This is a genomic window from Nitrospira sp. CR1.1 (assembly GCA_014055465.1).
GTDB lineage: Bacteria > Nitrospirota > Nitrospiria > Nitrospirales > Nitrospiraceae > Nitrospira_A.
The window spans coordinates 12,898-36,917 of record WIAF01000015.1 but is presented as its reverse complement, the minus strand read 5'-3'; the positions used below and the strand labels follow the sequence as shown (position 1 = coordinate 36,917).

At 55.3% G+C, this 24,020-nt stretch carries 21 protein-coding genes and 1 pseudogene; 12 read left to right on the top strand and 10 right to left on the bottom strand.

Annotation, left to right across the window (positions count from 1 at the left end):
- Nucleotides 1-11: 11 nt before the first annotated feature.
- From GDA65_18855 to GDA65_18825, 7 genes are all read right to left on the bottom strand, one after another.
- Nucleotides 12-785 carry a hypothetical protein gene (locus tag GDA65_18855; protein ID MBA5864745.1) on the bottom strand — a complete coding sequence of 258 codons (774 nt, stop codon included), beginning with the start codon at nt 783-785 and terminating at the stop codon, nt 12-14.
- A gap of 10 nt (nt 786-795) precedes the next feature.
- The gene (locus tag GDA65_18850) at nt 796-1,377 is read right to left on the bottom strand and encodes a hypothetical protein (protein ID MBA5864744.1); all 582 of its coding nucleotides are present in this window, start codon (nt 1,375-1,377) and stop codon (nt 796-798) included.
- Between the two features lie 5 nt (nt 1,378-1,382).
- On the bottom strand, nt 1,383-1,664 hold the full coding sequence (traL, locus tag GDA65_18845; protein MBA5864743.1) for a type IV conjugative transfer system protein TraL: 282 nt from the start codon (nt 1,662-1,664) through the stop codon (nt 1,383-1,385).
- Between the two features lie 78 nt (nt 1,665-1,742).
- A complete protein-coding gene (locus tag GDA65_18840; protein ID MBA5864742.1) occupies nt 1,743-2,063 on the bottom strand; it encodes a hypothetical protein in 321 nt (106 codons plus the stop codon).
- 113 nt (nt 2,064-2,176) lie between these two features.
- A complete protein-coding gene (locus GDA65_18835) occupies nt 2,177-3,022 on the bottom strand; it encodes an OmpA family protein (protein ID MBA5864741.1) in 846 nt (281 codons plus the stop codon).
- Between the two features lie 373 nt (nt 3,023-3,395).
- Nucleotides 3,396-4,184 carry a hypothetical protein gene (locus GDA65_18830; GenBank protein MBA5864740.1) on the bottom strand — a complete coding sequence of 263 codons (789 nt, stop codon included), beginning with the start codon at nt 4,182-4,184 and terminating at the stop codon, nt 3,396-3,398.
- On the bottom strand, nt 4,174-4,986 hold the full coding sequence (locus GDA65_18825) for a hypothetical protein (protein ID MBA5864739.1): 813 nt from the start codon (nt 4,984-4,986) through the stop codon (nt 4,174-4,176). The genes GDA65_18830 and GDA65_18825 overlap by 11 nt, the downstream gene beginning before the upstream one ends.
- Nucleotides 4,987-5,348: 362 nt before the next feature.
- Between GDA65_18825 and GDA65_18820 the strand changes: the two are divergent.
- Nucleotides 5,349-6,491 (top strand): annotated as a pseudogene (locus GDA65_18820) (transposase).
- A 549-nt stretch (nt 6,492-7,040) separates the two neighbouring features.
- Here the strand turns inward: GDA65_18820 and GDA65_18815 are convergent.
- Nucleotides 7,041-8,885, bottom strand: coding sequence for an AAA family ATPase (locus tag GDA65_18815; protein MBA5864738.1), 1,845 nt, complete (start codon nt 8,883-8,885; stop codon nt 7,041-7,043).
- A 102-nt stretch (nt 8,886-8,987) separates the two neighbouring features.
- Between GDA65_18815 and GDA65_18810 the strand changes: the two genes are divergently transcribed.
- Nucleotides 8,988-10,124 carry a hypothetical protein gene (locus GDA65_18810; protein ID MBA5864737.1) on the top strand — a complete coding sequence of 379 codons (1,137 nt, stop codon included), beginning with the start codon at nt 8,988-8,990 and terminating at the stop codon, nt 10,122-10,124.
- 38 nt (nt 10,125-10,162) lie between these two features.
- Nucleotides 10,163-11,497 (top strand): hypothetical protein, encoded by a 1,335-nt coding sequence (locus tag GDA65_18805; protein ID MBA5864736.1) that lies wholly within the window; start codon nt 10,163-10,165, stop codon nt 11,495-11,497.
- 102 nt (nt 11,498-11,599) lie between these two features.
- Here the strand turns inward: GDA65_18805 and GDA65_18800 are convergent, their stop codons facing one another.
- On the bottom strand, nt 11,600-12,274 hold the full coding sequence (locus GDA65_18800) for a helix-turn-helix domain-containing protein (protein MBA5864735.1): 675 nt from the start codon (nt 12,272-12,274) through the stop codon (nt 11,600-11,602).
- A gap of 265 nt (nt 12,275-12,539) precedes the next feature.
- On the opposite strand from GDA65_18800, the gene GDA65_18795 reads away from it, so the two are divergent.
- The 6 genes from GDA65_18795 to GDA65_18770 all read left to right on the top strand — a co-directional run bounded on the left by GDA65_18795 (nt 12,540) and on the right by GDA65_18770 (nt 19,829).
- Nucleotides 12,540-12,890 carry a hypothetical protein gene (locus GDA65_18795; GenBank protein ID MBA5864734.1) on the top strand — a complete coding sequence of 117 codons (351 nt, stop codon included), beginning with the start codon at nt 12,540-12,542 and terminating at the stop codon, nt 12,888-12,890.
- A gap of 22 nt (nt 12,891-12,912) precedes the next feature.
- The gene (locus GDA65_18790; GenBank protein MBA5864733.1) at nt 12,913-13,590 is read left to right on the top strand and encodes a hypothetical protein; all 678 of its coding nucleotides are present in this window, start codon (nt 12,913-12,915) and stop codon (nt 13,588-13,590) included.
- A 380-nt stretch (nt 13,591-13,970) separates the two neighbouring features.
- Nucleotides 13,971-15,200 carry a hypothetical protein gene (locus GDA65_18785; GenBank protein MBA5864732.1) on the top strand — a complete coding sequence of 410 codons (1,230 nt, stop codon included), beginning with the start codon at nt 13,971-13,973 and terminating at the stop codon, nt 15,198-15,200.
- 809 nt (nt 15,201-16,009) lie between these two features.
- Nucleotides 16,010-18,121 carry an AAA family ATPase gene (locus tag GDA65_18780; protein MBA5864731.1) on the top strand — a complete coding sequence of 704 codons (2,112 nt, stop codon included), beginning with the start codon at nt 16,010-16,012 and terminating at the stop codon, nt 18,119-18,121.
- A gap of 65 nt (nt 18,122-18,186) precedes the next feature.
- On the top strand, nt 18,187-18,717 hold the full coding sequence (locus GDA65_18775; GenBank protein ID MBA5864730.1) for a hypothetical protein: 531 nt from the start codon (nt 18,187-18,189) through the stop codon (nt 18,715-18,717).
- Complete coding sequence (locus tag GDA65_18770) at nt 18,714-19,829, top strand: hypothetical protein (GenBank protein ID MBA5864729.1); 1,116 nt, start codon at nt 18,714-18,716, stop codon at nt 19,827-19,829. Before GDA65_18775 ends, GDA65_18770 begins: the two co-directional genes overlap by 4 nt.
- Here the strand turns inward: GDA65_18770 and GDA65_18765 are convergent.
- On the bottom strand, nt 19,798-21,207 hold the full coding sequence (locus GDA65_18765; GenBank protein MBA5864728.1) for a TraM recognition domain-containing protein: 1,410 nt from the start codon (nt 21,205-21,207) through the stop codon (nt 19,798-19,800). The genes GDA65_18770 and GDA65_18765 overlap by 32 nt on opposite strands.
- Before the next feature lie 159 nt (nt 21,208-21,366).
- On the opposite strand from GDA65_18765, the gene GDA65_18760 reads away from it, so the two are divergent.
- From GDA65_18760 to GDA65_18750, 3 genes are read left to right on the top strand one after another with little or no spacing between them, the layout of a single operon-like run.
- Complete coding sequence (locus GDA65_18760; protein ID MBA5864727.1) at nt 21,367-22,077, top strand: hypothetical protein; 711 nt, start codon at nt 21,367-21,369, stop codon at nt 22,075-22,077.
- A 44-nt stretch (nt 22,078-22,121) separates the two neighbouring features.
- Entirely contained in the window at nt 22,122-22,343 is a 222-nt protein-coding gene (locus tag GDA65_18755) for a hypothetical protein (GenBank protein MBA5864726.1), read from the top strand.
- Nucleotides 22,344-22,393: 50 nt separating this feature from the next.
- A complete protein-coding gene (locus GDA65_18750; GenBank protein MBA5864725.1) occupies nt 22,394-23,989 on the top strand; it encodes an AAA family ATPase in 1,596 nt (531 codons plus the stop codon).
- Nucleotides 23,990-24,020: the final 31 nt, after the last annotated feature.

Sequence of the window (24,020 nt, the reverse complement as noted above, 5' to 3'; positions counted from 1 at the left end):
CCGGTCTGAGGTTAGCTTTTTGCGTCTGGATCCACTTTCGGCTCGGGCTTGGGTTTGGGCGGTTCAGGCGGTGCGTCATCCAGCAGGTACACCACCACTTCTTCCCCTGACTCGACCACCTCGCGATTTAAGGCGATTGCTTTTTGAACCCCGGTCAGGAATTCTTGTTCCCGCAGTGTGTATTTGTGTCCCGCGGTATTCACCAATCGATACACAATCACCCGGTACTTCGGCCCTCGATACTCGATTCCCTGCACCACCTTCAGCTCAAGCCACTTCGGATACCGTTCTTCGGCAATCGACGACTGCCGATACCCTTTCGGTAACGCTCCCCGCGCAGCCATCTGCAAAGTCTCGAGTAGCCCATCCACATAGTCAGCGGCTTGGCGAGCAGGATCCGCGTCATAGACCACAGTCCCCACGCGCCTATCTTCAATACTAATGGTCTGCGCGCCTAACGACACGCTCACCCCGACCTCAAAGACGTAGGTTTGCTCGCCGGCCATCACGACCAGATCAGCGGGGCCAGTCTTCACCTGGACAATCAAGTTACGCCCTTCCGGCTTCGCTTTGAGATCCGCCCTAGAGCTCGTCGCCATGGTAATCGGGGCAGGAAAGGTCAGGACGTTCAAATCTCTTCCAGACAATGTGAGGGACGTCGCACCCTCATCACCAACCACCACCGCAGCTCCTACCGACTTGGCCCAAGACAGAAACAACAGCAGGCCAAGGACGCACATCGCCATCGCCCGGTGCTTCGAGTCTCGATACACGCTGGATGTCATACGTCTCCCCCTACCCCTTTGCCGGATCTGATTGACTATCCTGCCGTGAACGATCTAAATGAACCGCAGAGAGCCCAACCACCCACGGCCTGCCCTGATCCCACCGCATCGAGATACGGTACTCCCGCTCTTCTTCCCGTATCTCGCTCTTTCCCACAAATCGGCGCTCAATGCCCTCGAACACGGCCACGTCCCCGTCCACACGACTAGCCGTCACAAAAAACACACGACTGAGATTGTTGGTCTTCACGTACACGGCCTCCGCCCCGAGAGACTCTGACATAAGCCCATAGTGGCTTGACGGTACCCACTGCAGAAGCTGCCGATGGTGAAACTCAACAGAGGCCGGCGTGACATTGGCAATCCAGGGCAACATGGCCATGGCAATGGACTTTTTGTAATACTCGTCGCCGCCCATTGCGTTCGCCCAATATTCCTGCGTCGGATTGATCGGCACCACATGAACCGCGACGTTCTGCCGAAAAAATCCGTTCGCCACCAACGCCACCGCTAAAACTGTTGCCAGGGCGGCGAACACCAGATTCAAGACCTGGGCGTTATGCAATTTTGATTTCCACAGCTCGATTGTCATCGTCGTTACTCCATCATCTCTCGGGTTGTTCCGTGAGGTGATCCCGTCAGCTGAAACGTGGGCACACCAGACCAATAGGCCCAATGGAAGAGGAATCCTTCGGATTTCCCGTTCTTCATTTTCGACAAAATCAACGTGCTCACGATCCCCACCACTATCAGGTAGGTCAGGAACTTCGTCACAATGCCGAGAAAGATGCACACAAAGAGCACGGCCAACTCATCAATCTCCCACCAAAAGATCTGGGGCAGGCTATCGAGATATCGTGGAATAAATGTCCCGTTCATCCGTCCCTCTTCTGCTTCATTGTGACGGCGGGGCCATGATCTGTCCCGCCGTCACGACACCATGCCTGTACCGCCCACTTACATCAGTCCCGTGGTAATGGTCGGAATGATGTTGGGGATATAGAAGGCTGCTGCCGCCACACCGAATCCGGTGAACATGCCGGCCCACCGGCCCGCCATCGCCGATCCCAACCCGATCGCCCCCGCCACCAGGGCTAACAACGTCCCCAGCGACCCCTGCATATAGTTGGTCAACAACGTGACCAGCGGACCAAACGTCGCATCCGCACCTGCGAACGCGGGCACGGCCAGAACCACAAACGAGGCAAGCACCATGAGCCCCAACAAGAGACTCATTCGCCACATTTCTCCGGTCACTCTCTTCAAGACGTTGCCCATACTCCAGCCCCTCCTCTGGCTCGTCGCTCACTGTTTACAAGACGTGTGGTTGCCAAACCGAATGAGCGCCCTTAGTTCATTCCAGCATAGCCATGCTCCTCCTCAGCCTCTCCTTATGGTTTTACTGAGTCGCCTGTGACACCAGTGGACACAACAGATGTTACTGGAGGTATTTGGGATCGCTCCTCAACCGATGGGGGATCTCCACACCTACCTCGCAGCAGCATCGTGATCTCCACGCGTCGACTGTCCGCATGGTTCGGCATAAAGCAGCAGCCTCCGCGGCCGACCACTTCCACCTGAGTCGAGACCTTCAAGCCAGCCTGCAATGCTTTCGCCACCGCGTGTGCCCGAGCCGTCCCAAGTTCTTCGTTTGTCTCCCGAGACCCCGTCGGATCGGTGTATCCCTCCACCCGCAGATAGAAGACCTCCTCTGTGGACAGTTCCGTTAAGTCTCGTTGCGCACGCTCCGGTACAGCAGCCGAACCCATGGCAAACAAAACGGTTCGATGCCGCACCTCAGGATCGCGACGACAGGCGGACGGGGACGTCCTTCCTGTGAAACCAGGAGGTGCTGGTTTGTCCACGCTGCTCACCGCAGCGCGAGACATGTCACCTTGACGGCCTGCCAGCGCACCCGCAGAAAACGTCGGCAATGTCTGGAGCCGATGCATCACCGCCTTAATCGGTTTCGGTGTGAGATCCGCCACCAACGGTTTGGTTGGGACCTGCGTCAGGGGTGTTGGCTCTGGGCATCCAGCGGGACGAGACAGAAGCCATTGCGGACCAGATTGGACGGAAACCACCGTAGTCGGGAAGGTGTAGCCTTGCCCGCAGAGTCGCGTTGCCTCGGACATTGTTGGCGACGCAGCAGGTCGCGTCGTACAGCCCCCGACGGTCAGCAGTCCCATACAAACGAGACCGGCCCATGGCATGTAAGTCGTCCGTCCCCCTGTCATACTCCCCCCTTTCACCACGGCTTCCGAGTCGCCAGGTTCATCTTTGGTATTACCGACTGCCACGGTGTATCGAACGGAAACAGGGGTTGCCGGATATCGGAAGGGACGTCGTCGACGCGACGACGGAACCAAGCAAAGACGCCAGCGGGTTAAGAAGCGATCAGATTAACAGTAGCCACCCACCCACCCCAGGCCCGGAAGGTCCCGTCGGGACATTGCTGGAATAAACGCGCGCACTGAAGACACTGATGAAGGTACCTATCCATGAATTCGTCACCATCGTGTGAACGATACCCAAACAACTCTCCGTTACAACGAGGACACGGTTTCAACAAATTTGCATACAGTCCCATTGTTTGCTCTCCTCGCTTCACTACAAGACACTCGTATTATTATCTGGGATAACTGCATGCATCACCGGTGCATGGATCAGCGTGCCGAGGGTCGCCATTCTGGAGGCAATCCTCGCGATTGCCTCCTGCGACTCACGCAGCGCCTCCAATTCGACGCCTCGCTGCTGAGCTTTTCCTTCCAGTGCCTCGCACAACACATCAAGCCGCCGCACAATGGTTCTGACGGCCATCTCTTGAAATTCTGCGGATTGCGTACAGGCCCCCACGAACCCTTCGGCTTCGAAATCCGTCGATCTTTCCTTGCCACCTTCCTGCTGCCGCGTACGATGAGCCTGCACACGCGCCTCGATACGCAAGACCGCACTCTCGAAGCCCCGTAATTCAGAGTCGTTGGAATACGTCACCTGTTCGGCATTCCAGGCACTATCCATAGTCAAGGCCGGCAGACAGAATCGGACGAGATAACTATAGGAAAGGGGAAAGCTCAATTGGGCGCGCAGGGCTTCAATCCTCTCCCACTGCCCTCCGAAGGCGTTGTAGATCCTCGCGGACTCGTACAGCATGTGTGGACGAATACACTTCCCGACCGCTGCGGACATACGTTCTGCCATCTTCACGACGACAGCATCCCCATGCTGGCTCCGTTCCAGGGCTTCAACCACTATACCGCCAAGCCGAAAGCGTTCACGGATCAACTCTCCCGCCACATACGTGATGGACCTCGCACACTGTTCAGCCCGTTGCACCAACGATTCCTGCCAATCAGCCGCGTACTCCAGCATCAGCCCTCCTACTGCGCTAGAAGGCATAGATCACTCCCACTGACCCACGAAACGCCGCTTGCCCAACAGATCCGAGGAAATCACGGGAGGCACTCAACGAGAACAACCAGTGTTTGTCCAACGCCAAGACATACCCCAGCTCCGGACTAGCGACTTGCTTCTTGGAATTGAGCGGGTCTTCTTGGAATCGCAAGCCACCCACAATCGCAGAAGATTCATCCAGGGCTTTTACAAATCCCAAGTTCACAAGAATAATGCTCGAACGATGCGGGACCCAATGGCCTGGCTGAAATGACGGCACGACCTCATATCCCAGATTCCCATGGAGCCACCACCGATTCCCAAGATTCCAGGACGTGACCAACGCCCCGCGCAAGCCAGGATTCGTTCGGTCTCCCGCATAGGGCACCTCACCCAATACGCGCACGCTAATCGATGGCAGCAGCTCTCGTTCTTCGGCCTGTTTCCGGAACCGCGCTAAAATTCCCAACTGGATCGACCGAGGATCGTCCATCGTCCCAGGATTGAGCGGACCTCGGAGCGACGTCCCACTGACCGTCAATTCCATATTTTCTGTGGCGCCATAGCGAATATCGTGAGTTGCCCGGAAGCGCCCACTCTCAGAGCCCGAATCATTCCGCGTGATGTCGGGCCGGATCGCCGACTGGATCACCACTTGATCTGTGGGCACCGGGTAGGCGTCATCGAGAGACGTAGGGTAGCCCGGACTGATATTTGCCGGGGAGAGTGCCATCACCACGTTGCCCCCCAGGCATACGAGCCCCAGGGCCCCCGCAACCGCCAGTAACCACTTCCTGCCTCCACGCATTAGTCCCAAGCTCCTTATAGGAATTGCACAACATAGAAGGTTGTTACCCTCGTATTACCGAAGGACCAAGGACAGGAAAGGCAGGAGATTTTGGATTGAGTAGACGTCAGGGGCAGAGGAGAGAAGATGTCAGTGTCACGCCCCCTGACAGGTCCCTAATGGCCCATTCCAGGGACCATGAGCCAGGCACAATTCGCAAGGAGAGCCGTGGATCAGCGCGATCCATTGGCCGTGTGATCCAGTAACTCCTGTATGAGTCTGCACCTCAGTCCAGCAGGCAGCTCAATACCCCCATGAAGCTTTTCACAGAGCGTGCGGACATAATCGTGCTCACTTCTCAGAGGCATCACTAGCAGTTCGTCATGAAGCGCATACAGGCCTACAAATTTGAATTGATGCCAGATGGCCAGCAGCAGAACCACATGCGTCGCTTCGCTGGTTCGTGTCGATTCGTATTTAATAGGGCTTTGGCGCTGCAGAAGGAGCGCTATGAGCAACGCGAAAAGAAATTGAGCTACGCCGGCTTGTGCAAGCTACTCACCGAATGGCGCAACAGCCAGGAAACGGCATGGCTGGCCGATGCACCGGTGCACCCCTTGCAGCAATCGCTCAAGAATTTGGAGCGAGCCTATGCCAATTTTTTTGCCCAGCGTGCAGCCTGTCCACGTTTCAAGAAAAAAGGCCAGAGTGAGAGGTTCCGCTATCCGGATACTCGACAGATCAAGCTGGAACAAGGTAATAGCCGCCTATTCCTCCCAAAACTTGGCTGGCTACGATATCGCAACAGCCGTGAAGTACTCGGCACGGTCAAGAACGTCACCGTGAGCCAGTTGTGCGGAAAATGGTTTGTCTCCATCCAGACAGAGCGAGAGGTTGAGCCGCCCCTCCCCAATGGCGACGCAGTCGGTATCGACATGGGGATTGCACGGTTCGCAACATTCTCTACTGGCAGCTATTTGCCCCCACTGAACAGCTTCACACAGCACGAAACTCGCCTGCGCAAAGCGCAGCGGGCGATGAGTCGTAGAACCAAATTCAGCAACAACTGGAAGAAGGCGAAAGCCCGCATCCAGCGTATCCATGCCCGCATCGGCAATGTCCGCCGTGACTACTTGCACAAAGCCACGACCGCGATCAGCCACAACCACGCTCTCGTAATCGTCGAGGATTTGCAGGTAAGAAACATGTCCGCGTCAGCGGGAGGGAGCCTCGAAGCACCGGGTAGACACGTTCGGGCTAAGTCAGGCCTGAACAAACACATTCTCGACCAGGGCTGGTTCGAATTCCGCCGCCAGTTGCAGTATAAGCTGGCATGGAATGCTGGACGGCTGCTCGCTGTGCCACCACGGAACACCAGCCGAACCTGCCCACACTGCGGCCACGTCTCAAGGCACAACCGACAGACTCAGACGGAATTCAGGTGCGTCGAATGCGGGTTCGAGGGCCACGCCGATGTGGTCGGGGCGATTAATGTATTAAGGGCGGGACACGCCCAGTTAGCCTGTGGAGAGGATATCAGTCACGCCACACCTGCAAAGGTGAAACGTGCAGCCTCTGCGAAGCAGGAACCCACCGAAGCGACTCTGGCGCCGTTCGATCACTCGCCCGAGCGCCGTAAGAATCTCCGGTCTTCAGGCCGGGGAGGATGTCAAAATCCCAAATCGTTCGCACATATGCCAGACCGCATCCTGCATCCCCGGGAGATCCCGTGTGATAAGATCGCCCGGCACATACTCCACAATCGCATAACACTCCCCCTGGATCGGTAGGTACGGCTGCATCCCCTTTAGCTGAGTCCTAAACTCCCGTTCCACATTCGTCAGCCACCGCATGAAGCGCTTCGTTGGATACCGGCGAATCCGGCCATCGACAACCAACAGACCCATCTGATTCTTCCCCGACTGACTCGTATCGTGATATTCCAATATCAGAATACGGTCCAGGCTCCGTGTCGCCATCGGCTTTACCACTGTGGCTCCAAAAGCACGCAAGGTCATGGGCCTCCGTTGCTGTAAACCTCGCCATTGACCGGGCCTCATGCACCAGCCCCCACACTAATACACCATACAGACTGTCGCCTCACGTCCACGTGTTCTGCCAACATATTGCATGCGCTCCTCGACTGCAAAGGCCCCACATTCCCGCTCTGGAATGATAAACACCACGCACTGGTAGCGACTCCCCTGCGCTTTATGCACGGTAATGCAATAGCTTAACTGCAACTCATCCGCCCTGAGTGCTACCTCGCGCCCAGAGTCCAGGCGCAACGCTATCGTGTCACCCATTCCCCCAAGCACCCGCCCTTGCTCACCATTGACTGCTCGCTGACCGCCATCGTATCGAGTCTTCGTGACAATGACGCGATCGCCCGTTCGAAACCCACCGTGACATGGCAGTCCGTCCGGATTCACAATCTCCTGCAGCAATCGGTTTAACCGATCCACACCAAGGCCTCCTGCGTACACAGGGGACAACGCCTGCCACTCAACCCCAGTGTCTTGATAGCCACACACCACTTTCCGCAACTGATGCAGCAAAAGCGCCTCGGATGCGAAGCGAATCACCTGGACCTTGACCAGCAACGACCCCTTGGATCCTTCTTCGCCCAAGTGCACCACAGGCAAGACGGTCAACAGCTCCGCCATCACAGGAGTCGCTCCCACCGGGGCTAGTTGCTGCGGATCGCCGATCAACACGATTTGCCCGCGACAGCTCAACAACAATCGATACAGGATATGCCAGGTCAGCATGCCAGCCTCATCGACCAAGACCAAGTCGGCACCCACACTCGACACCGAATAGCCGCCGCCTCCATACCCCAGCAACTTGTGCAACGTCGTGGCGTCTTCCCCGAGGAGGGTCGCCGCTTTCCCGGTCATCGCCGTGGCCGCCACCGTCCCTCCTCGCTCACGCACCTGAGCACTGAGAGACCTCGCTAGCTCAGTCTTTCCACTTCCAGCCCCACCGGTAACCACCGTATACCGATAGCGCAACGCCCTGGCTTGCACGCTGGGACTCGCGTTACCTGAGTCCTGCTGATTCGCTCGAATCATGGCCAGGGCTTTCTGCCGCACAAAATACACCCCTGGGGAAAACCACAAGCCCTGCTCGCATTTCCCCGCACGTCCTGCCTGCAGTGTGATTGACGACGCTACCCGATCCGCAGGCAGTCCAATCAGCTCTGCGCACCGTGCCACAAGATGAACGTCAGAAAGCCCTCCGATCCCTTCTTCATCGGCTTGTGCAAGGGCCTCCATCACTGCGGCCTTATAGTGTTCGTCACTATACAAGTCGTGCCCCAACACCTGTGCGGCCGCCACCGCAGCCTGAAATGGGAGGCCTCGACGTCGATATAGTAGAAACGGATCTGCAGCGATGGCCTGCACTGATCGTAGCGTTCCCTTGACGAGTTTGCGCGCCACGGCTTTCCAGCCTGCACAACACAGCCATTCCACCAGCGGGCCCAACAATTGAAACACCTTCACGACCTGACGTGGGGGCGAACGACGCAAGTCGAGCACCCCCAACAACTCCGATGAGCTCGCGCAGGCTTCGAATCGTCGTGATCGTATCCTGGACACCATCAGAAAGGGATCGGGCCCATTGGCTATCACTCGCCCCCAGCACTCTCCCACCTCTCCGACCGAAGGGACTGACAGTCCGTCCGGAAGAAACGCCCGATGCTTACGAGCTATTTCGATCCAATCGCCAGACCCACGGCGCGCACGGGTCCGACTCGTGATCACCCCAACCACCTTAGGCATTTCCTCAGGACTGCCCGCCATCTCGGCTGAGACGACCTCCCCTTGCACGCGCACTTCTAAGGATCCAGAGCAGACCATTCTTCTCCCTCCCCATGCTTCAGCCATCACGCACTCATCTCTGCAACTCTGTGACATACCGTTTTGGTTCCAAAACGGTATGTCACAGCTCGTTCACCTCAGCGAACCGCACGACCTCCCGGTCAATCGACGCGCTGCACGAACTCACCCGGAGGCCCTATGCTCGCTGAACTCATTCATCCACTCGCTCTCATGGAACATCAGGAATGGGAGTACCGGCCTCGTCCCTCGAATGCCGGTCCAGACCACTGCATCCGGAAACTCACGTACCATGCCCGGCATGCTCCCGCAAAAAGTCCAAGCGGTCGATTCCTCGTTGTCCTCGACGATAGTACGTGGCACGAAGAACTGGTGTTAAACTGGATTGCTAAGAGCACGTTTCATCTCCACAGTCAGCAGCTTGAACTGACCTGCGCGACCACGACCTTCCAGGGTCAGCCCTTCCCAATTAAAGGCCACATTGACGGCGTCATCACGGACCTCTTGGGAATTGATCGCCTTCTGGAGTTAAAGGCTGTCGAACACTTCACCTTCACTCGCTATGCAGAAGGAAATTACCCGACTAACTATCTCGTACAAGTGGTCTTCTATCTGGTTGGTTTGGCCGCACTGAATCCTCATATCGACGAAGCTCTCCTTCTCATCAAAAACAAGAACCAAAGCGCATTCCTTGAATATCGAGTTCGCTACGACCGGGAAAACGACCGCCTGACGGTCCTGGAAATCACCTACAGTACAGGCACACGCGTATACCCCCACCAAGACTTCGTGGGCTTGTATCAAGAGGCACTCCGACGCTTTGAAGAGGTGGAACAGTACCGTGATCAGGACGCGTTGCCCCCACGCCCGTACCCCAATGCCGACAACTTCCATTGCGCCTACTGTCCGTATCAGTTTTGCTGGGAAGGGGTCGACCAGGTCCCCATTGAGGGAATCGCGGAACTTCGTACTGGGCTGGTGCCGGCCGTGGAGGAGTATCTCGACCTACAAACTGAGCTTGCAGCGCTCACTCCGAAACAAAAGCGGCTGGACGCCCTTAAGCAGCAATTTAAGTTGGAATTGCGAACCGAGGGAATCACGCGCGCGGAGGGGTATGGCTACTATATCGCGTCATCACCGTATGAACAGAGCAAATTGGATCAAACCAAACTCTCTAAAGCCATCATTGAGCGCGCAACCGTGAAGGAAACTTACAGCCGTTTCTCAGCAGGCCGACTGTCCAAAGCCGTCGACGCAACCAAACCGAAACGCCGGTCCCCTCTTAAAAAGCCTAAACCGACGACTCAAATCGTGTAACTGTATTCATCAGCTGATTATCATGACTAGGAGGCATCATGTCCGACGCAGACAAACCCACGTTCATTCCTATGAACCGCATTAACGGCATTTCTAACCGACGCCGCATGCCCATCATCGGCAAGATCCGTCTCGGCGTAAAAGTGAGCGGCCCCAACGGGTTCTACCCCAAGGAAACGCCTCATTTCGTGGTCCCAGAAGAAGTAGCCAAGGTCTTTGGGGCGCAACCCAGGGAGTTGGAGGTGATGTTCGTCTCCAACGATCCCACGGTCAACTGCCCGCAAGCTCTCCGATGGTATGGAGAATCCGCCGGACTACAATGCATTGGAAACAATCAGGTGGCTCGTCGCCTGAATCAAGACACCTGGAAAACTGAATCACGATCTTGTCCATGCGAGAAACTCGAGTCCGGAGAATGCGGACCACGCGCAAATCTCATCTTCATGATCCCGAAGGTCAGCAGCGGCGGCCTGTTTCAGATCGATTCCAGCAGTATCAACTCGATGGAGAAGATTAACTCCTATTTCGATTTCCTCGCGCTCACCCTCGGACGTATTGCCATGATCCCGCTGAAACTCCGTCGCGTGCCCGTCACAAGACGCCGCGAAGGACGCCCGACCACTCATTATCCGCTCGAATTGCGCTATGAAGGCTCAGCGGACGAGACGACCAGGCACCAACAGGAAACGGAGACGGTCCTGAGAAAGATTAAGATGTTGGAAATTCAGGAGCCGATTGAAATCAACCCGGTTCTGGATCCAGGCGCACACGTCGTCATGGAAGAGGAGTTAGAAGATGAATCCAGCCACACACCAGCGGAGGTCGTGGCAGAGCCCGAATCTGAGACGCACAATCCCACGCTTCCAGCGATGTCCTCGCCTACGATAGCCGCTACGAATGCGCCGCCGGCCGCATCCTCACACCCAGCACCACTCATCTCGGTGGCTCAAACCAACTATTTGCTTCGGTTGACCAAATCCCTGGCACTCACAGAGGATGATGTACGCATGAAAGTCCGCGCACTCACACAGCGCGAAGCGTCGGGACTGATCAAGAAACTCCTCGCTGAGGACTTTTCTTTCTTCACATCGAGCCCGAACGCTCCTCCGGCCACGCCTGTGAACACAGGGTCAGCAGCCGATACCATGACCGATCCTCAGTTTAAGAAAATCATGGACCACGTCCTCTCGATGGGTATCCCAGAACCGCACGTGAAAACTCTGACTGCGGGATACACGAAACGACAAGCTTCGACGCTGATCGACCAACTTGTTAGTGGAGACTTTTCAGCCTTCCAGGAGATGAAGGAGGAGGAACTGCCAATCCTTACCACTTCTGGGACAGTACCAGGAGAGGAGGAACCGGAATTCTAGGCCACTGTCAACCAGGCAAAGGGAATGTGAGAGTGCCTCAAGGGCGGCTCAAGGCCGTCCTTGAGCACTTATGACACGAGCGCAACGCTTTCCGGGACACGCTTACTCATGGGAAGCTGGTAGGCGCGCGCCATCCGTCACTGAAAGACTTCCGGACGCCTCGCCAAAACGCAACAATTCTTCCTGCGTTTCTGGGCGTAAAGACCCAAATATTTGAAGGATATTCACACAGTTGGGATTGCGTCCGAACAATAATCTCGCGGATTCAGATAGATACCCGGCATCCACCAGGTAGGTCTCCGACGATTGGCCTAAGACCTGGGCCAAGCGCGCCACTTCTGCTTGGCTCAACCGACCGATGCCTGACAGCACCTGCTTCAATCGTCCACCCAGCTGCAGCTGATCCGTAACCCGAGAAAGCTCCTCGTCCGAATATTGACTCACGTCTTGCCGGACCCGCTCCAAAAAGGCAGCAGGCATACCCGAAAGAATCTGATCATCTAAAAGCTCTGCAACTTCTGGCGAACACACCTCCCGAGCTCGGGCGAGCAGGAGTTGGTACGTTCGCCGTTGCACATCGAGCGGGGATCCACCTAGGCACTGCGCAATCCGCCGCAACATATCATCACTCGGGAGAATCTTTTTCCGCCCGCTGCTCTTTCCCCCTTCAATAATCGATATGTGCGAGGCAGTACACCCCAATTTTTCAGCCAACTCCGTTTGAGTTAGATTCTGGGCAATCCGCATGCGGACTAACAAATCTTTGACCAGCACCATACCCGCTGCACTCTCCCAATCAGACTTAGACAGATGCGCAACCGTCGCTTGCGAAGTGATTAAACGCTTGTTCGCAAATTATAGGAAAACCCCAATCTATTGTCCATACGCCTATGGGGATTACTCTACCTTCCCAATTTCAGACCCCAAGAAACCTGCGTATAGTCCTGCTGACATTCCCGAGGGCAGTAACACAGTGATGAACAAACAAACATTTGTTCATGTTGATCATCACCACTTACACCAAAGGAGAAAGGACAGCCGCATGAATGTCACGTCCCATCCTGTTCCTGAAGAAGCGGGAAAACTTCTCGCACTCATCCAGTGCGAACTCAACCTCAGTACGAAGGCGATGTCCAATCAATTAGGCATTACCGACGTCTGGATGCGCCGGCTGCTCAACAACGACATCATTCCCTCACAGCACCTCCTGAAAGCCATCCTCACCCTCTATGTCAACCATCCCAATCCCTGCACACTGACCCATCGCCGGGACCTGGCGCACAGATTCACACAAGCCTGCGCGCGCACATATTACGCACGGAACCATCATCGTCTCCAGCAACGTTGCCACACGCTCTTTCATTTTCCGGAACTCACGGCCTCACTCATCTAACCCCATCGGAAAGGACAACCATATGTCGTTTCGAACACAAGCTCAACAACTCGCCATCGACTCAGATGATACTTCGCCACTACTCAAGCTGTTTCAGCAGAGCAAACCCATCATCCACTCGATCGCGAAGCGCTACTGCAATTTAGATCGCTCCTATGAAATTGAAGATTTAGAGCAGATAGGATTTCTGGCCGTCAGAAAGGCCACTGAGAAATGGGATTTTTCCCGTGGCAACGCCCAATTCCAAACCTTCCTCTATCGCTATATCCAGAAAGCATACCAAAGCGAATTTGATGGCCGGGACAAATTGGTCGAAATCACAGATAAAGACGACCAATACGTCAAGACGCTGCCCTATTCCACATTCATCAAAGAAAAGCGGCGCTTACACAGCCAGGGCTTTAAAAGTCGCATCTTCCGAAGGATTGTTCCTCTGGCGACTCACGAACCGCCCGTCTCCCCCGACGCCTCGCCTGAATCCCTGGGACTGCCCGATCTACCCAACACCGATGAGGTGCTTGCGTTCACGGCCATCGATCGGTTCATCGAGTTCTCTCGCAAACGCGCCAGGACGATTCCGCAGCCAACCGCCCTCGATCACAACCTGTTGACCGAGTCGGAGCAGACCATCACGCGATTCTCTCCTGACAGTAGCAGCTCCGTTCGTCATGCACGGAAACGTCGAAACTATGCCAACTGATACGACACGAAGCCTCGCGGAAACCATCTGCCGGGAGGTGGGGCTCCACGCAGGGCCTACTCCGATGCCCATGGAGCCAGTTCTGCCCATGAGCGGGTTCAGGGAGATTTGCCGTGCCCACAATATTCCCTGCAGTGATTGGAAGCTCTATCGATGGTTAACCTTGGAACGCGATAGTCTGCCAAGGCTCGTGCAAACCATTCTTCAGCATGCACCGGCCCAGTGGTACATCGTTACCACCCCGTCTCAGGGCCGCTATCGAGGTCGGCAATATGTGGTCCCTCTGCACTATTTGTCCGCGCTTCATCGCAACTTTGCAATCCAATGTAGACTGACAAAAAACCTCGCTGAGCCGGACTCCAGCGCTCAACAAATTGCCAATGGAATCCTCCGCCGACAGCCCACGATCACCAGTCATCAGCTCCAACGGGAACTTCATCGTCGCGGGCATGAGCTGTCCCGACGTCACATTTACAGAATCATCGCTCGTCACAGTCAGCAACAAGGAGTCCGGCATGCAAATCATCATGATTCCCATCTCGCAAATCCGAGTCCATGAAGAATACGCCACCCTCTTTCCCCCGCTCACCCCAACCGAGCGAGAGAACCTGAAAGTTAGCATCCAAGAGGCCGGAATTCACGATCCGCTGCGAGTCGAACGACAACCCACTGACATAGCCTCCGCGGAACCCTATGTAGTACTCGCAGGACACCACCGCCTGAGCATCGCGCAGGAACTCAACATCCCCGAAGTGCCCTGCATCGTTGTGACAACCTTGGAACTGAAGGTCGCCGCGCTGTTCGATAACATCCATCGACGCCAATTGTCGGACACTCTCCGCCAACAAATGCAGGATGAGGAAAAGCGCTACCGCACCAAGCTAAGGCAACGGCTGATTCCAGAGCTCTTGAATGTGCTTCCCATGCTGCCTCCTGAAGTGCAACTCCAACTCACACAATCCAATCACGATACTCAACGTGATTTCCTCTCAAAGTGGATGGCCCAAATACAACAGGTGAGCATTCAGCGCTTCCCGGAACCACAGAACAACAAACTCGCCGCAGAAGAACCGGACACTTCGGAAACACCAACTCCCAAGGGGCACAAACACCTGATCCGCCAGATAAATCAGCTGACCAAGGATTTTAAAAGACAGGTCGCACAGCAGAAGAAGGAATTAGAGGACGTACGACAACACAACGTTTCGCTTTCTCGTCAACTGCGGGCACAGACTGACGAAAAAGAAAAGTTACACGAGGAGCTCCAGTCCCTTCAACGGCAACTGACGAGCGACGATCTCGACCACAAGGCCGAGCGCATTCTCAAACTACAGCGCAAAGGTCGCTCTCAGAGCTTGACGATCGACGAGGCAGGCCCCCTCATTTCTGGGCTGCTGCACACACGTAAAACCATCCAATTGCTTCAGGCCTTTGCCCAGCGCATTGCCACCTTGACGGCCCCTGATCAGACTACGATTCTCGAACATATCAAGTTCACTAGCCAGGCCCTAGGAGAGCTCGAACAAGTGCTCCCGAGCCCCACAGCCTCGCCGCTCCACACACCGCGACAAACGCTGTCAGTACACAAGGGGCTCTCTGCTGATACCTAGTGCTACGTAAGCTTATGGGGAAATCCCCAAGTCAGCGCCCCGATGCAACAGGCATTTGGCCACTTGTCCGAGACATCTAATACTTGTACTACTGAACTGTGGAAACTGGAGAATCTACACATGCAGTGTTCCTCTCCTGAATCGTTCGCATCCGTCGATCACGCCCAACCGGGCGAAGATCATCGGTCTGTGCTCCGCACTACACTTTCCAAAATCACTCTCTATAATTTTGCCGCCGCACACAGTTTGGATACACCAATCGAACTGACCGAACGACTCCTATTGTGCATCTTATTGACCAATGAAGACGGACACCTCTCGCGCACCGAGCTACACCAGATTACCAAGATCAACCCATCCACGATCGATAGCGCTCTCCTCAACCTTGAGCAACGCAATGAAGTACATACGCTACCGCAGCACGCCCCTGAACAGACCAGCTACGAACTCACGGCGTCCGGACACACTGTAGCTATCTCACTGGAATCGTGGACCACCAGCTTCTACCAGTATGCGGAATGTGGATCAGATGCCGGGGTACGAGATCTGCTCCACCAACTCCAACGGGCCATCTATAGCCTTATTGCGACCAACACAATCTTAACAACTCGGGCATGCATTGCTTGCGACTTCTTCGCGCCTGAGTCCCAAACAGGCGGATACTGTCGGTTCCTGAGCACGCCACTCACAATCCAGACGACCAGGTCTGCCGCTTCTGACACCCGTACCCCCTAACACGACCAACGTCCCTCGCCCACCAATTCCCGAAAACCTCACTCCGTCCAATTCCGGTAACACATAGGTACTTCATGTCTATCCATGACGCCAACACGACATCCGTGGTCCCGCTCCCTCTCGATCCGTCGTTGCCGATGGAGGATCCGTCTGAACCATCCTCCCACACACTCCCGTCTCAAACACTCCCAGACTGGCTGCACGCACGCATTCAGACCCCAGATAGCATCACCCAAGAGCGACAAATAACTGTCTCGCTGGATCTCGCCACGATCTCGCCCCTTATCCAGAATGCCCAACTCAATCCAGAGCAACTCGCCGTGGTGACAGCCCCAGCCGAACCGACACTGGTTTTGGCTGGCGCTGGCAGCGGTAAAACCCACACGCTCATTCATCGCGTTGCACACCTCGTCACCCAAGGGCTTCCCCCCGATCAAATCCTTCTCATTACGTTTACGCGCAAAGCCGCAGAAGAAATGATCCACAGGACGCAACTCCTTCTCCAGCAACACTCATTGAAGATCCAAGGCGGCACCTTCCACGCCATGGGGTTGATATGGCTAAAGCACTATGGAGGCGCACTGGGTCTCCCTCCCAAGTTCAGCATCATGGATGAAGACGACGCGCAGGGACTGGTGCATTTGTTGATGAGCAAACTGTCTTTTTCCCGTCGGAAAGGGTTTCCCAAGAAACAACACATTCTGGCCCTCTTTAGTCGGGCCGTGAATACGCTTCGCTCGATTGCGGATACCGTCTCCAGCGATTTCCCTTGGCTTGAAACACACACCCCTCAGCTCGTCGTTCTGTTTCGTGCCTATACGGAAACGAAATGGCGCCAACATCGCGTGGACTACGACGACTTGCTTTTCCTGGTATACAAGTTACTCTGCCTCCATGAGCCTACCCGTCGCAGACTCGGGACACACTATCAGGCCATCCTTGTCGACGAGTACCAGGACACGACCAAACTCCAATCCGAGATTATTAGGCTCCTGGGCAGCCACCATCACAACGTGATGGTCGTCGGTGACGACGCCCAGAGTATCTATGGCTTTCGCGGGGCCCATACGAAAAACATGTTGGAGTTTCAAGACGCCTTCCCCGACGTGCGGCTCTACAAACTCGAACACAACTATCGCAGCACAGCTCCTATCCTCACCCTGGCCAACACCGTCCTCCATGATGCAAAGGCTCTCTATCCGAAACGACTCTTCACCACGAAACACGGCGGCCAGCCACCGGAACTAATCGCCTGTTATTCAGAACAGGCGCAAAGCGATTTACTCACGGAACGTATCCTGCAATGCCGCGACGAGGGTATTCCCTTCCACCGCATGGCGGTCTTATTTCGCTCCTCTGCCCACTCGAACAACCTTGAACTGACGCTAGCACGGCATAAGCTTGCCTTCGTCAAATATGGTGGGCTCCAGCTAACCGAAACAGCACACTTCAAAGACGTACTCGCGTATCTCCGCGCGGCAGACAATCCTCTCGACAGCAATGCCTGGCATCGGCTACTCCTGCTCCTCGATCGCGTCGGACCGAAGCTCGCCGAGCGGCTCATCGCCACCATGCAGGAGGCCCCCCACCCTCTGGACGTGCTCGATCATGTCCATGGCAAGGCGGAATCAACTATCCGGCTTTTAAATAACGTTATCCGGACGACACAGGACGATACGATTTCTTTAGCCGATCGTCTCACCTTCGTAATCAAACACTACGAGCCGATTCTTAAACGCGATTATCCAGAAGATGCCAAAGTCCGGCTCGAAGATCTGAAGCAACTCTGCTATCTCGCGCGGCAATCACTCACCTTAGAGGCATTCTTGGAAGACCTCACGTTGAACCCTTCGACCACACCGGGTACAAAGCATGCCCACCCAGAACACCACCTCGTTCTTTCGACAATCCATAGCGCCAAAGGTTTGGAGTGGGATGTGGTCTTTGTTATCTGGGTCCTCGATGGGCAGTTTCCTCCCGTCAGAAGTTGGCATGACGAGGACGCCCTTGAAGAAGAACGACGCCTCCTCTACGTAGCTATTACGCGACCGCGGAACCAACTCTTCCTCACATATCCGTCAGAGCACTATCACAACGCATCTCAGCAGAACCTTGACTCGCTCTGTCGGTTTCTCGCGCCGATCCCAGACGACATTCTTCCTGGATTCGCGATGGATCAAGTCTGATGAAGTCTCCCTGCATATTCCGTTTCGAGTTCCGCACCCAATGCGAACGGAAGGATCGCCCCTTTGTGGCACGCGTGACATGGGACACCGAGACCAAATCTCTGGCACGTGGTTTTTATGCCATTCAAATCACCCCAGTAGGCCGTTTTGGGGCCGTCGGTGAATGCACCTTCGATGCCGCGGTCGGGGACATTGTTGAAGTGAAACGCGGTGAAACAAAAGACCGGGAATATCGCGGCTTCTATCTCGTCGTCCCCAAGGGATACTTGATCCTCGTCGCGATTGCCGATGAGGTCGATGACGCCCTCAAAGTCGTCCAATACGTGGCCGGGCAGGCTTCACCTCAAGACCTCGCAAAGGGACATTGGCGTTTTGAATCTGCCGCAAGCTCGTGGAAGGGCAGAACGGCGCCCGTCGATCAGCCACGAATGGAACCACATCCCCCGCGACCTGTGGCGCAGTTGCCACCGATCGAGAAGCGACAGACTAAAGTCACGGGAGAGCCAGCTTCCACAGCACCTCGAAGCAGCACCACTCGTTCCTTCACACGGGTTCGCAGACACACACCCCAGCCAAGCAAGGATGAGAAGGAATGACGTTCCACATCGCCAGTTTCCATGTACGGCTCCACTACACATGGCTCATCGGATTTGGCCTCATCACCTGGAGTCTCGCAGCCAATTACTTTCACGACACGCAGGCTGACCTCCCCATCAGCTACCAGTGGGCATCTGGAGCAATCGCCACCCTCCTCATTCTCGTCTCAGTCTTTTTGCATGAACTGGCCCATGCCGTCACCGCCCGGCGACTCGGGTACGCCGTCAAGACCATCGAATTGCACATTCTCGGAGGTTGGACAATCTTTGAGCGGGAACTCTCAAGCCCTCGGGTGGAAATTCTGGTCGCCCTCGCAGGTCCAGCTTGCTCCTTTCTCCTTACCATCCTCCTCTATGCGCTGAAGGCAGACCCTCTGGCAAACTCCCTCTACAAAGTTAATCTCACACTCGGCGCCTACAATCTCTTCATTCCCTGCCTGCCAATGGACGGCGGCCGCATCTTACGGGCAGTTTTGTGGACTCAAACCCATTCCTTTGCGGTCGCCACTGAACGTACCGCTCAAATGAGCAAACAAATCAGCAGCGGCATGATGGCCATCGGCATTCTCGGCATAATCTTTCAGTACCAAACGCTATGGCTTGCGATTATCGGTGGCATTCTCCGCATGATCGCCGAGACCGCTTATCGCACCGTACAACAGAGTGAACAGCTCACCAGGCCGCTGCAGGAAGTGATGATTCCGCGGGATCGCATGGTGACGCTGGCCCACGATACGCCCCTACAAGAGCTGCAAGACCAGTTTCTTCGTTACGGGTACCGAGCTTACCCCACCGCCGAACACGGGCAGATCACAGGCTTGGTGTATTACAAAGACGTGCGCACCGACCCCAAGTGGCTCGCTCCGAACGGAACGACCATCACCCCGTTCATTCGCAACTTGTCCTCAGATCTAATCGTGCACCCGGTTCACACTTTACAACGGGCGCTCGATGCGATGCTCCTCAGCGGTTCGGATCAGCTGTTGGTGTTTGCGGGTGGGACGTGTGTCGGAATGGTGACACGCTCAATGATCGCCCGAGTCCAAGACGCAATCGGCGATCCGGACTCGGGCCCTACGCTTACGCGGCAGAGGGAGGGGTTTCCGATTTAGGGCTATTGACCGCAGGTGTAGGAAACTTCACCTGGACGTAGGACGCACTGCTATCCAGCGTCTTCCCTTTGTACCACTGGCCATGAGTACGCATGTAAAAACACCGCTTTGGCAAATGCAACACGCGGTCCCGCAACACCAAGCGTTCTTCATTCAAATGCAACGTGACGTTGCCTTGCACAGACACGACTGACCGTGGCCGTTGCACCAGCGGAGAAGCATCCTCAACACTTTGCGCCGTCTCAGCATGATTGACTCGAAAATAAATCCAGCTGTTGATATTGTCGCTGATACTTCGGGCCAGATCCGCCCCAATCTCAGCCGACATTTGCGCACCTGATTGCTCATAGAAGTGCAGCCAAACGTTTGCCCCGCCGGCCTTATTGAAAATTTCTTGAATCCCCGGATACAGCACGTTATGTCCTTCGTCGATATGCACGCACAACGGAGGATCCAACTGACGGCCGGACGCGAAAAGACGTCCAACGAGACTTTGAATCATAGACACAAACACCCGTCCGAAGATGAGGGACGCGCGAGGACTCAACAATGACCCAGTATGACATACCAAGATGACCCGCTTGCCCTGCTCCAGACGAGTGATGAATTCATTGGTTCGCGCCTTCCCAATAATCCGACCAATATTCCCAAAAGTCAGCGCGCTCAGCATCGTGCGAAGGGACGACGACACCTTGGCGAAATGCTCCGCGATGCCGGGACCATGGCACACTCTATCAATCAAGCCACACAGCTCCTCCGTATCATTCAGAACCTTTAAGACATCTCGGAAATTGATCAATTCAGTGTAGCCCACCCGTTGATTGACATCGTTGAAGGAGATGGTCGGGACTTGCCCTCGACTTGTCGCGAGTTTGATTAGTCCCGAGACGATCACCTGGGAAACCTCAGACGCAATGGAGAGGTAGTAGTCATCCTTCACCTTGATCCCTGAGACGATATGGCTGACCAACTCATCTTCCATATAGTAATTCGCCAACGGATCGAGATAGTTGGAGTAGTCTGGAAAGATCGGCGTCACCAGCATCACTTCATCCAGCCTCCCGGCCTCTGCAGCGACCTGCACGACCTTTGAAAAGAGGTCGATGTCCCCTTTGGGATCGATTGCAACCACCGATTTGTGACTCCGGATGTCCTGCTCGAGGATGGACTCCATCAATCGCGTTTTCCCGATACGGGTCGTCCCAAAAATCCCCACATGCCCAGAACGATCCTCATCTCGGATCACAAGGTATCCTTCTCTTCGCTGAGGGTCCTGCAAACATGCGCCATATCCCACCAAGACCTTCCCGTCCACAATGGGATCTCGCTGCCCTGCTCGATTACGGATCCTCAATTCCTCAATGCCTTGTTCCGACATGGCTCCCCCCTTCTCATCGTGTATTACCAGACCATTGTCTCAGCCATACACAGGAGTAGGTCATATCCAAGCTCCTTCTGCCGCCCACACCCTCACTCATTTAGACATCGGTAATACAAAGATATCGACTAAGTCGAAATCAGAACAACCCGGAGAGCCATGGAGATCACGACAAAAATGTTGGCCCAGCCCAGAGATAACCAAGATGCCGATAGACACGCCCTCACCCCCGAGCCGCGCCAGCTCGTAACGGCCAGAGGAACACATCGGAACCTGCCGAATCGCCGGACAGGCTATACCCAGAAAGCCACGATAGGCGGGCACAAGCTCTATATCAGGACAGGAGAATATGAAGACGGAACTCTGGGGGAAATCTTCCTGGACATGCACAAAGAAGGTGCCGCATTTCGTAGTCTCATGAACTGCTTTGCAATCGCGATATCCTTAGGACTGCAATACGGCGTTCCGCTCGAAGAATTCGTTGAATCCTTCACGTTGATGCGCTTCGAACCTAACGGACCGGTATCGGGACACGATCAAATCAAGATGGCCTCGTCCATCCTCGACTACATCATGCGTGATCTGGCGATCAACTACCTCGACAGACAGGACCTCGCTCATGTCCAGGTTACTCATGACGACCTCCGGGGAGACTCCGTCAAACCCTATGCCAAATCCACAAACCACCAAACACGGCAAGAATCTTCATCGCTCAACACCATGGCCTCGCACCCAACAAACGACATTGAAGAAGCCCGAATCAAAGGCTACGAGGGCGACCCGTGCCCAGAGTGTCATCGATTCACTCTCGTCCGACGGGGCACGTGTCGAACATGCTCAACATGCGGGAGCTCCACGGGTTGCAGCTGAACCTAGCTAAGACAGTCCCTTTACTCAGATCACACGGAGTGTCTATGTCAGTCCCACTGCCCACCCCTCCACACAATATCTGGCTCCAACGGTTCAAACGCCTTGCTCAGTTGACCGCCTCGCTCAATTCCGAAGACCCCCGCTTCCCCATCATCATGACACTACTCGATAAGTGTGATCGCGACTACCGGACAGACAACCATGCCTCGTTTATCGAGACCGGCAAACGCATTCGTTCCCTCATGGACACCCCAATCACCAGCTAATACCTACCCCAGAAACGACCGCGCCACCAGCGTGCCTCTAACACCATTTCATGGATCACGACCTCTTACCCTCCGAACCCAAAAGGATCCACATGTCAGAACAATACCCGCTGGCCATCGATTTTCGTACTGCCAGAAACGTCAGTGTGCCGCTTATTGCCGTCAACTCACTGGACCCAGCCGCCACCATGCGAGCCCTTGCCTGGTCATTGGTCAATGTCGCAAGCGCCTCCCAAGCTGATACCGACAACGAATTCGGCCTCCATGCTTTCCCAATACTAAAATGGGATATTGGGCATGGCCTGATCCCGCTCAATGAGGAGGGTAAGAACTGGCATACCCAAAATGTCGGGCCCTCCAAACAAAATACGACCATCAACCCTGCAGAAGCCCTCCGCGTCCTCGAAAAGGTGCCGCAACGGACACTGACATTCATCCTGAACGGACACCGCTACCTCTCAAACGATTTCTTCATTCAAGGCCTCTGGAATTGCCGCGACCTCTACAAGACGAACGGAAGTACGATCGTCCTCCTGGGTATCGGATTTAAACTGCCACCGGAGCTCGCCAATGACGTGGTGCTCCTAAACGAGCCGCTCCCGACGGCCACACAGCTGGAATCCATTGTCAAAGAGCAGCTCTCAGCAGCATCGCTGCCATTACCCGATCCTGCCACATTGGCCAAGGCCGTCGATGCCACGCTTGGCCTTGGGGCCTTCACCGCCGAACAGGAAGTCGCTCGGTCCATGCAAGCGAGCGGACTTAACGTGGACAAATTGTGGGAACGCAAGCGACAGATCATCGATGCGACACCAGGACTCAGCGTCTGGCGAGGAGGGAGCAGCTACGCGCAAATCGGGGGAGTCGCTACCATCAAACACTTCCTCAAACAGGTTTTGGTCTCCAAACGCGCTCCCCGCTGCATCGTCTGGCTAGACGAGATTGAAAAAAGCCTCTCCGGATCCACTGGACAAGCCTCAGATACATCAGGCGTCTCTCAGGCTTTACTCGGCATTCTTCTGAGCTACATGCAGGACCACCAGGCCTCAGGTTTACTCCTCGTCGGCCCCAACGGCACCTCGAAGAGTGCCATTGCGAAAGCCACGGGAGCCGAGGCGAACATCCCCACCATCGCCTTAGACATCTCTGGTCTCAAGTCCTCACTGGTAGGCTCAAGTGAACAACAGATGCGGCAAGCGCTGAATGTCATCTCAGCTATCTCTCAGGACAAAGCCTGCTTTATCGCCACGTCCAACAACATCAGTCAGCTACCACCCGAACTCATCCGTCGGTTCGGCTATGGCACCTGGTATGTGGATCTCCCCAGTCAGGATGAGCGCGAGGCGATCTGGAACATCTACTTCGCCAAGTTCGGTCTCGCCGCCGACACAGACCGACCGAATGATCACAACTGGACAGGCGCAGAAATCGAGCGCTGCGCTCGGCTCAGTTGGGAACTCTCAATGCCACTGTCCGAGGCAGCCAAGTACATCGTTCCCACGGCCATCAGTGCAAAGGAAAGCATCAAGGCACTCGAAGCACAGGCGCATCAGACTTATCTGAGTGCGAACCGTGAGGGCGTTTTTGACCAGAACCGAGACACGCCGCATCACACACGTCCTCGCACCATTACCCTGGCGCAATAAGCCAGCGCTGTCGCCTAGAGAAAAGGAACAC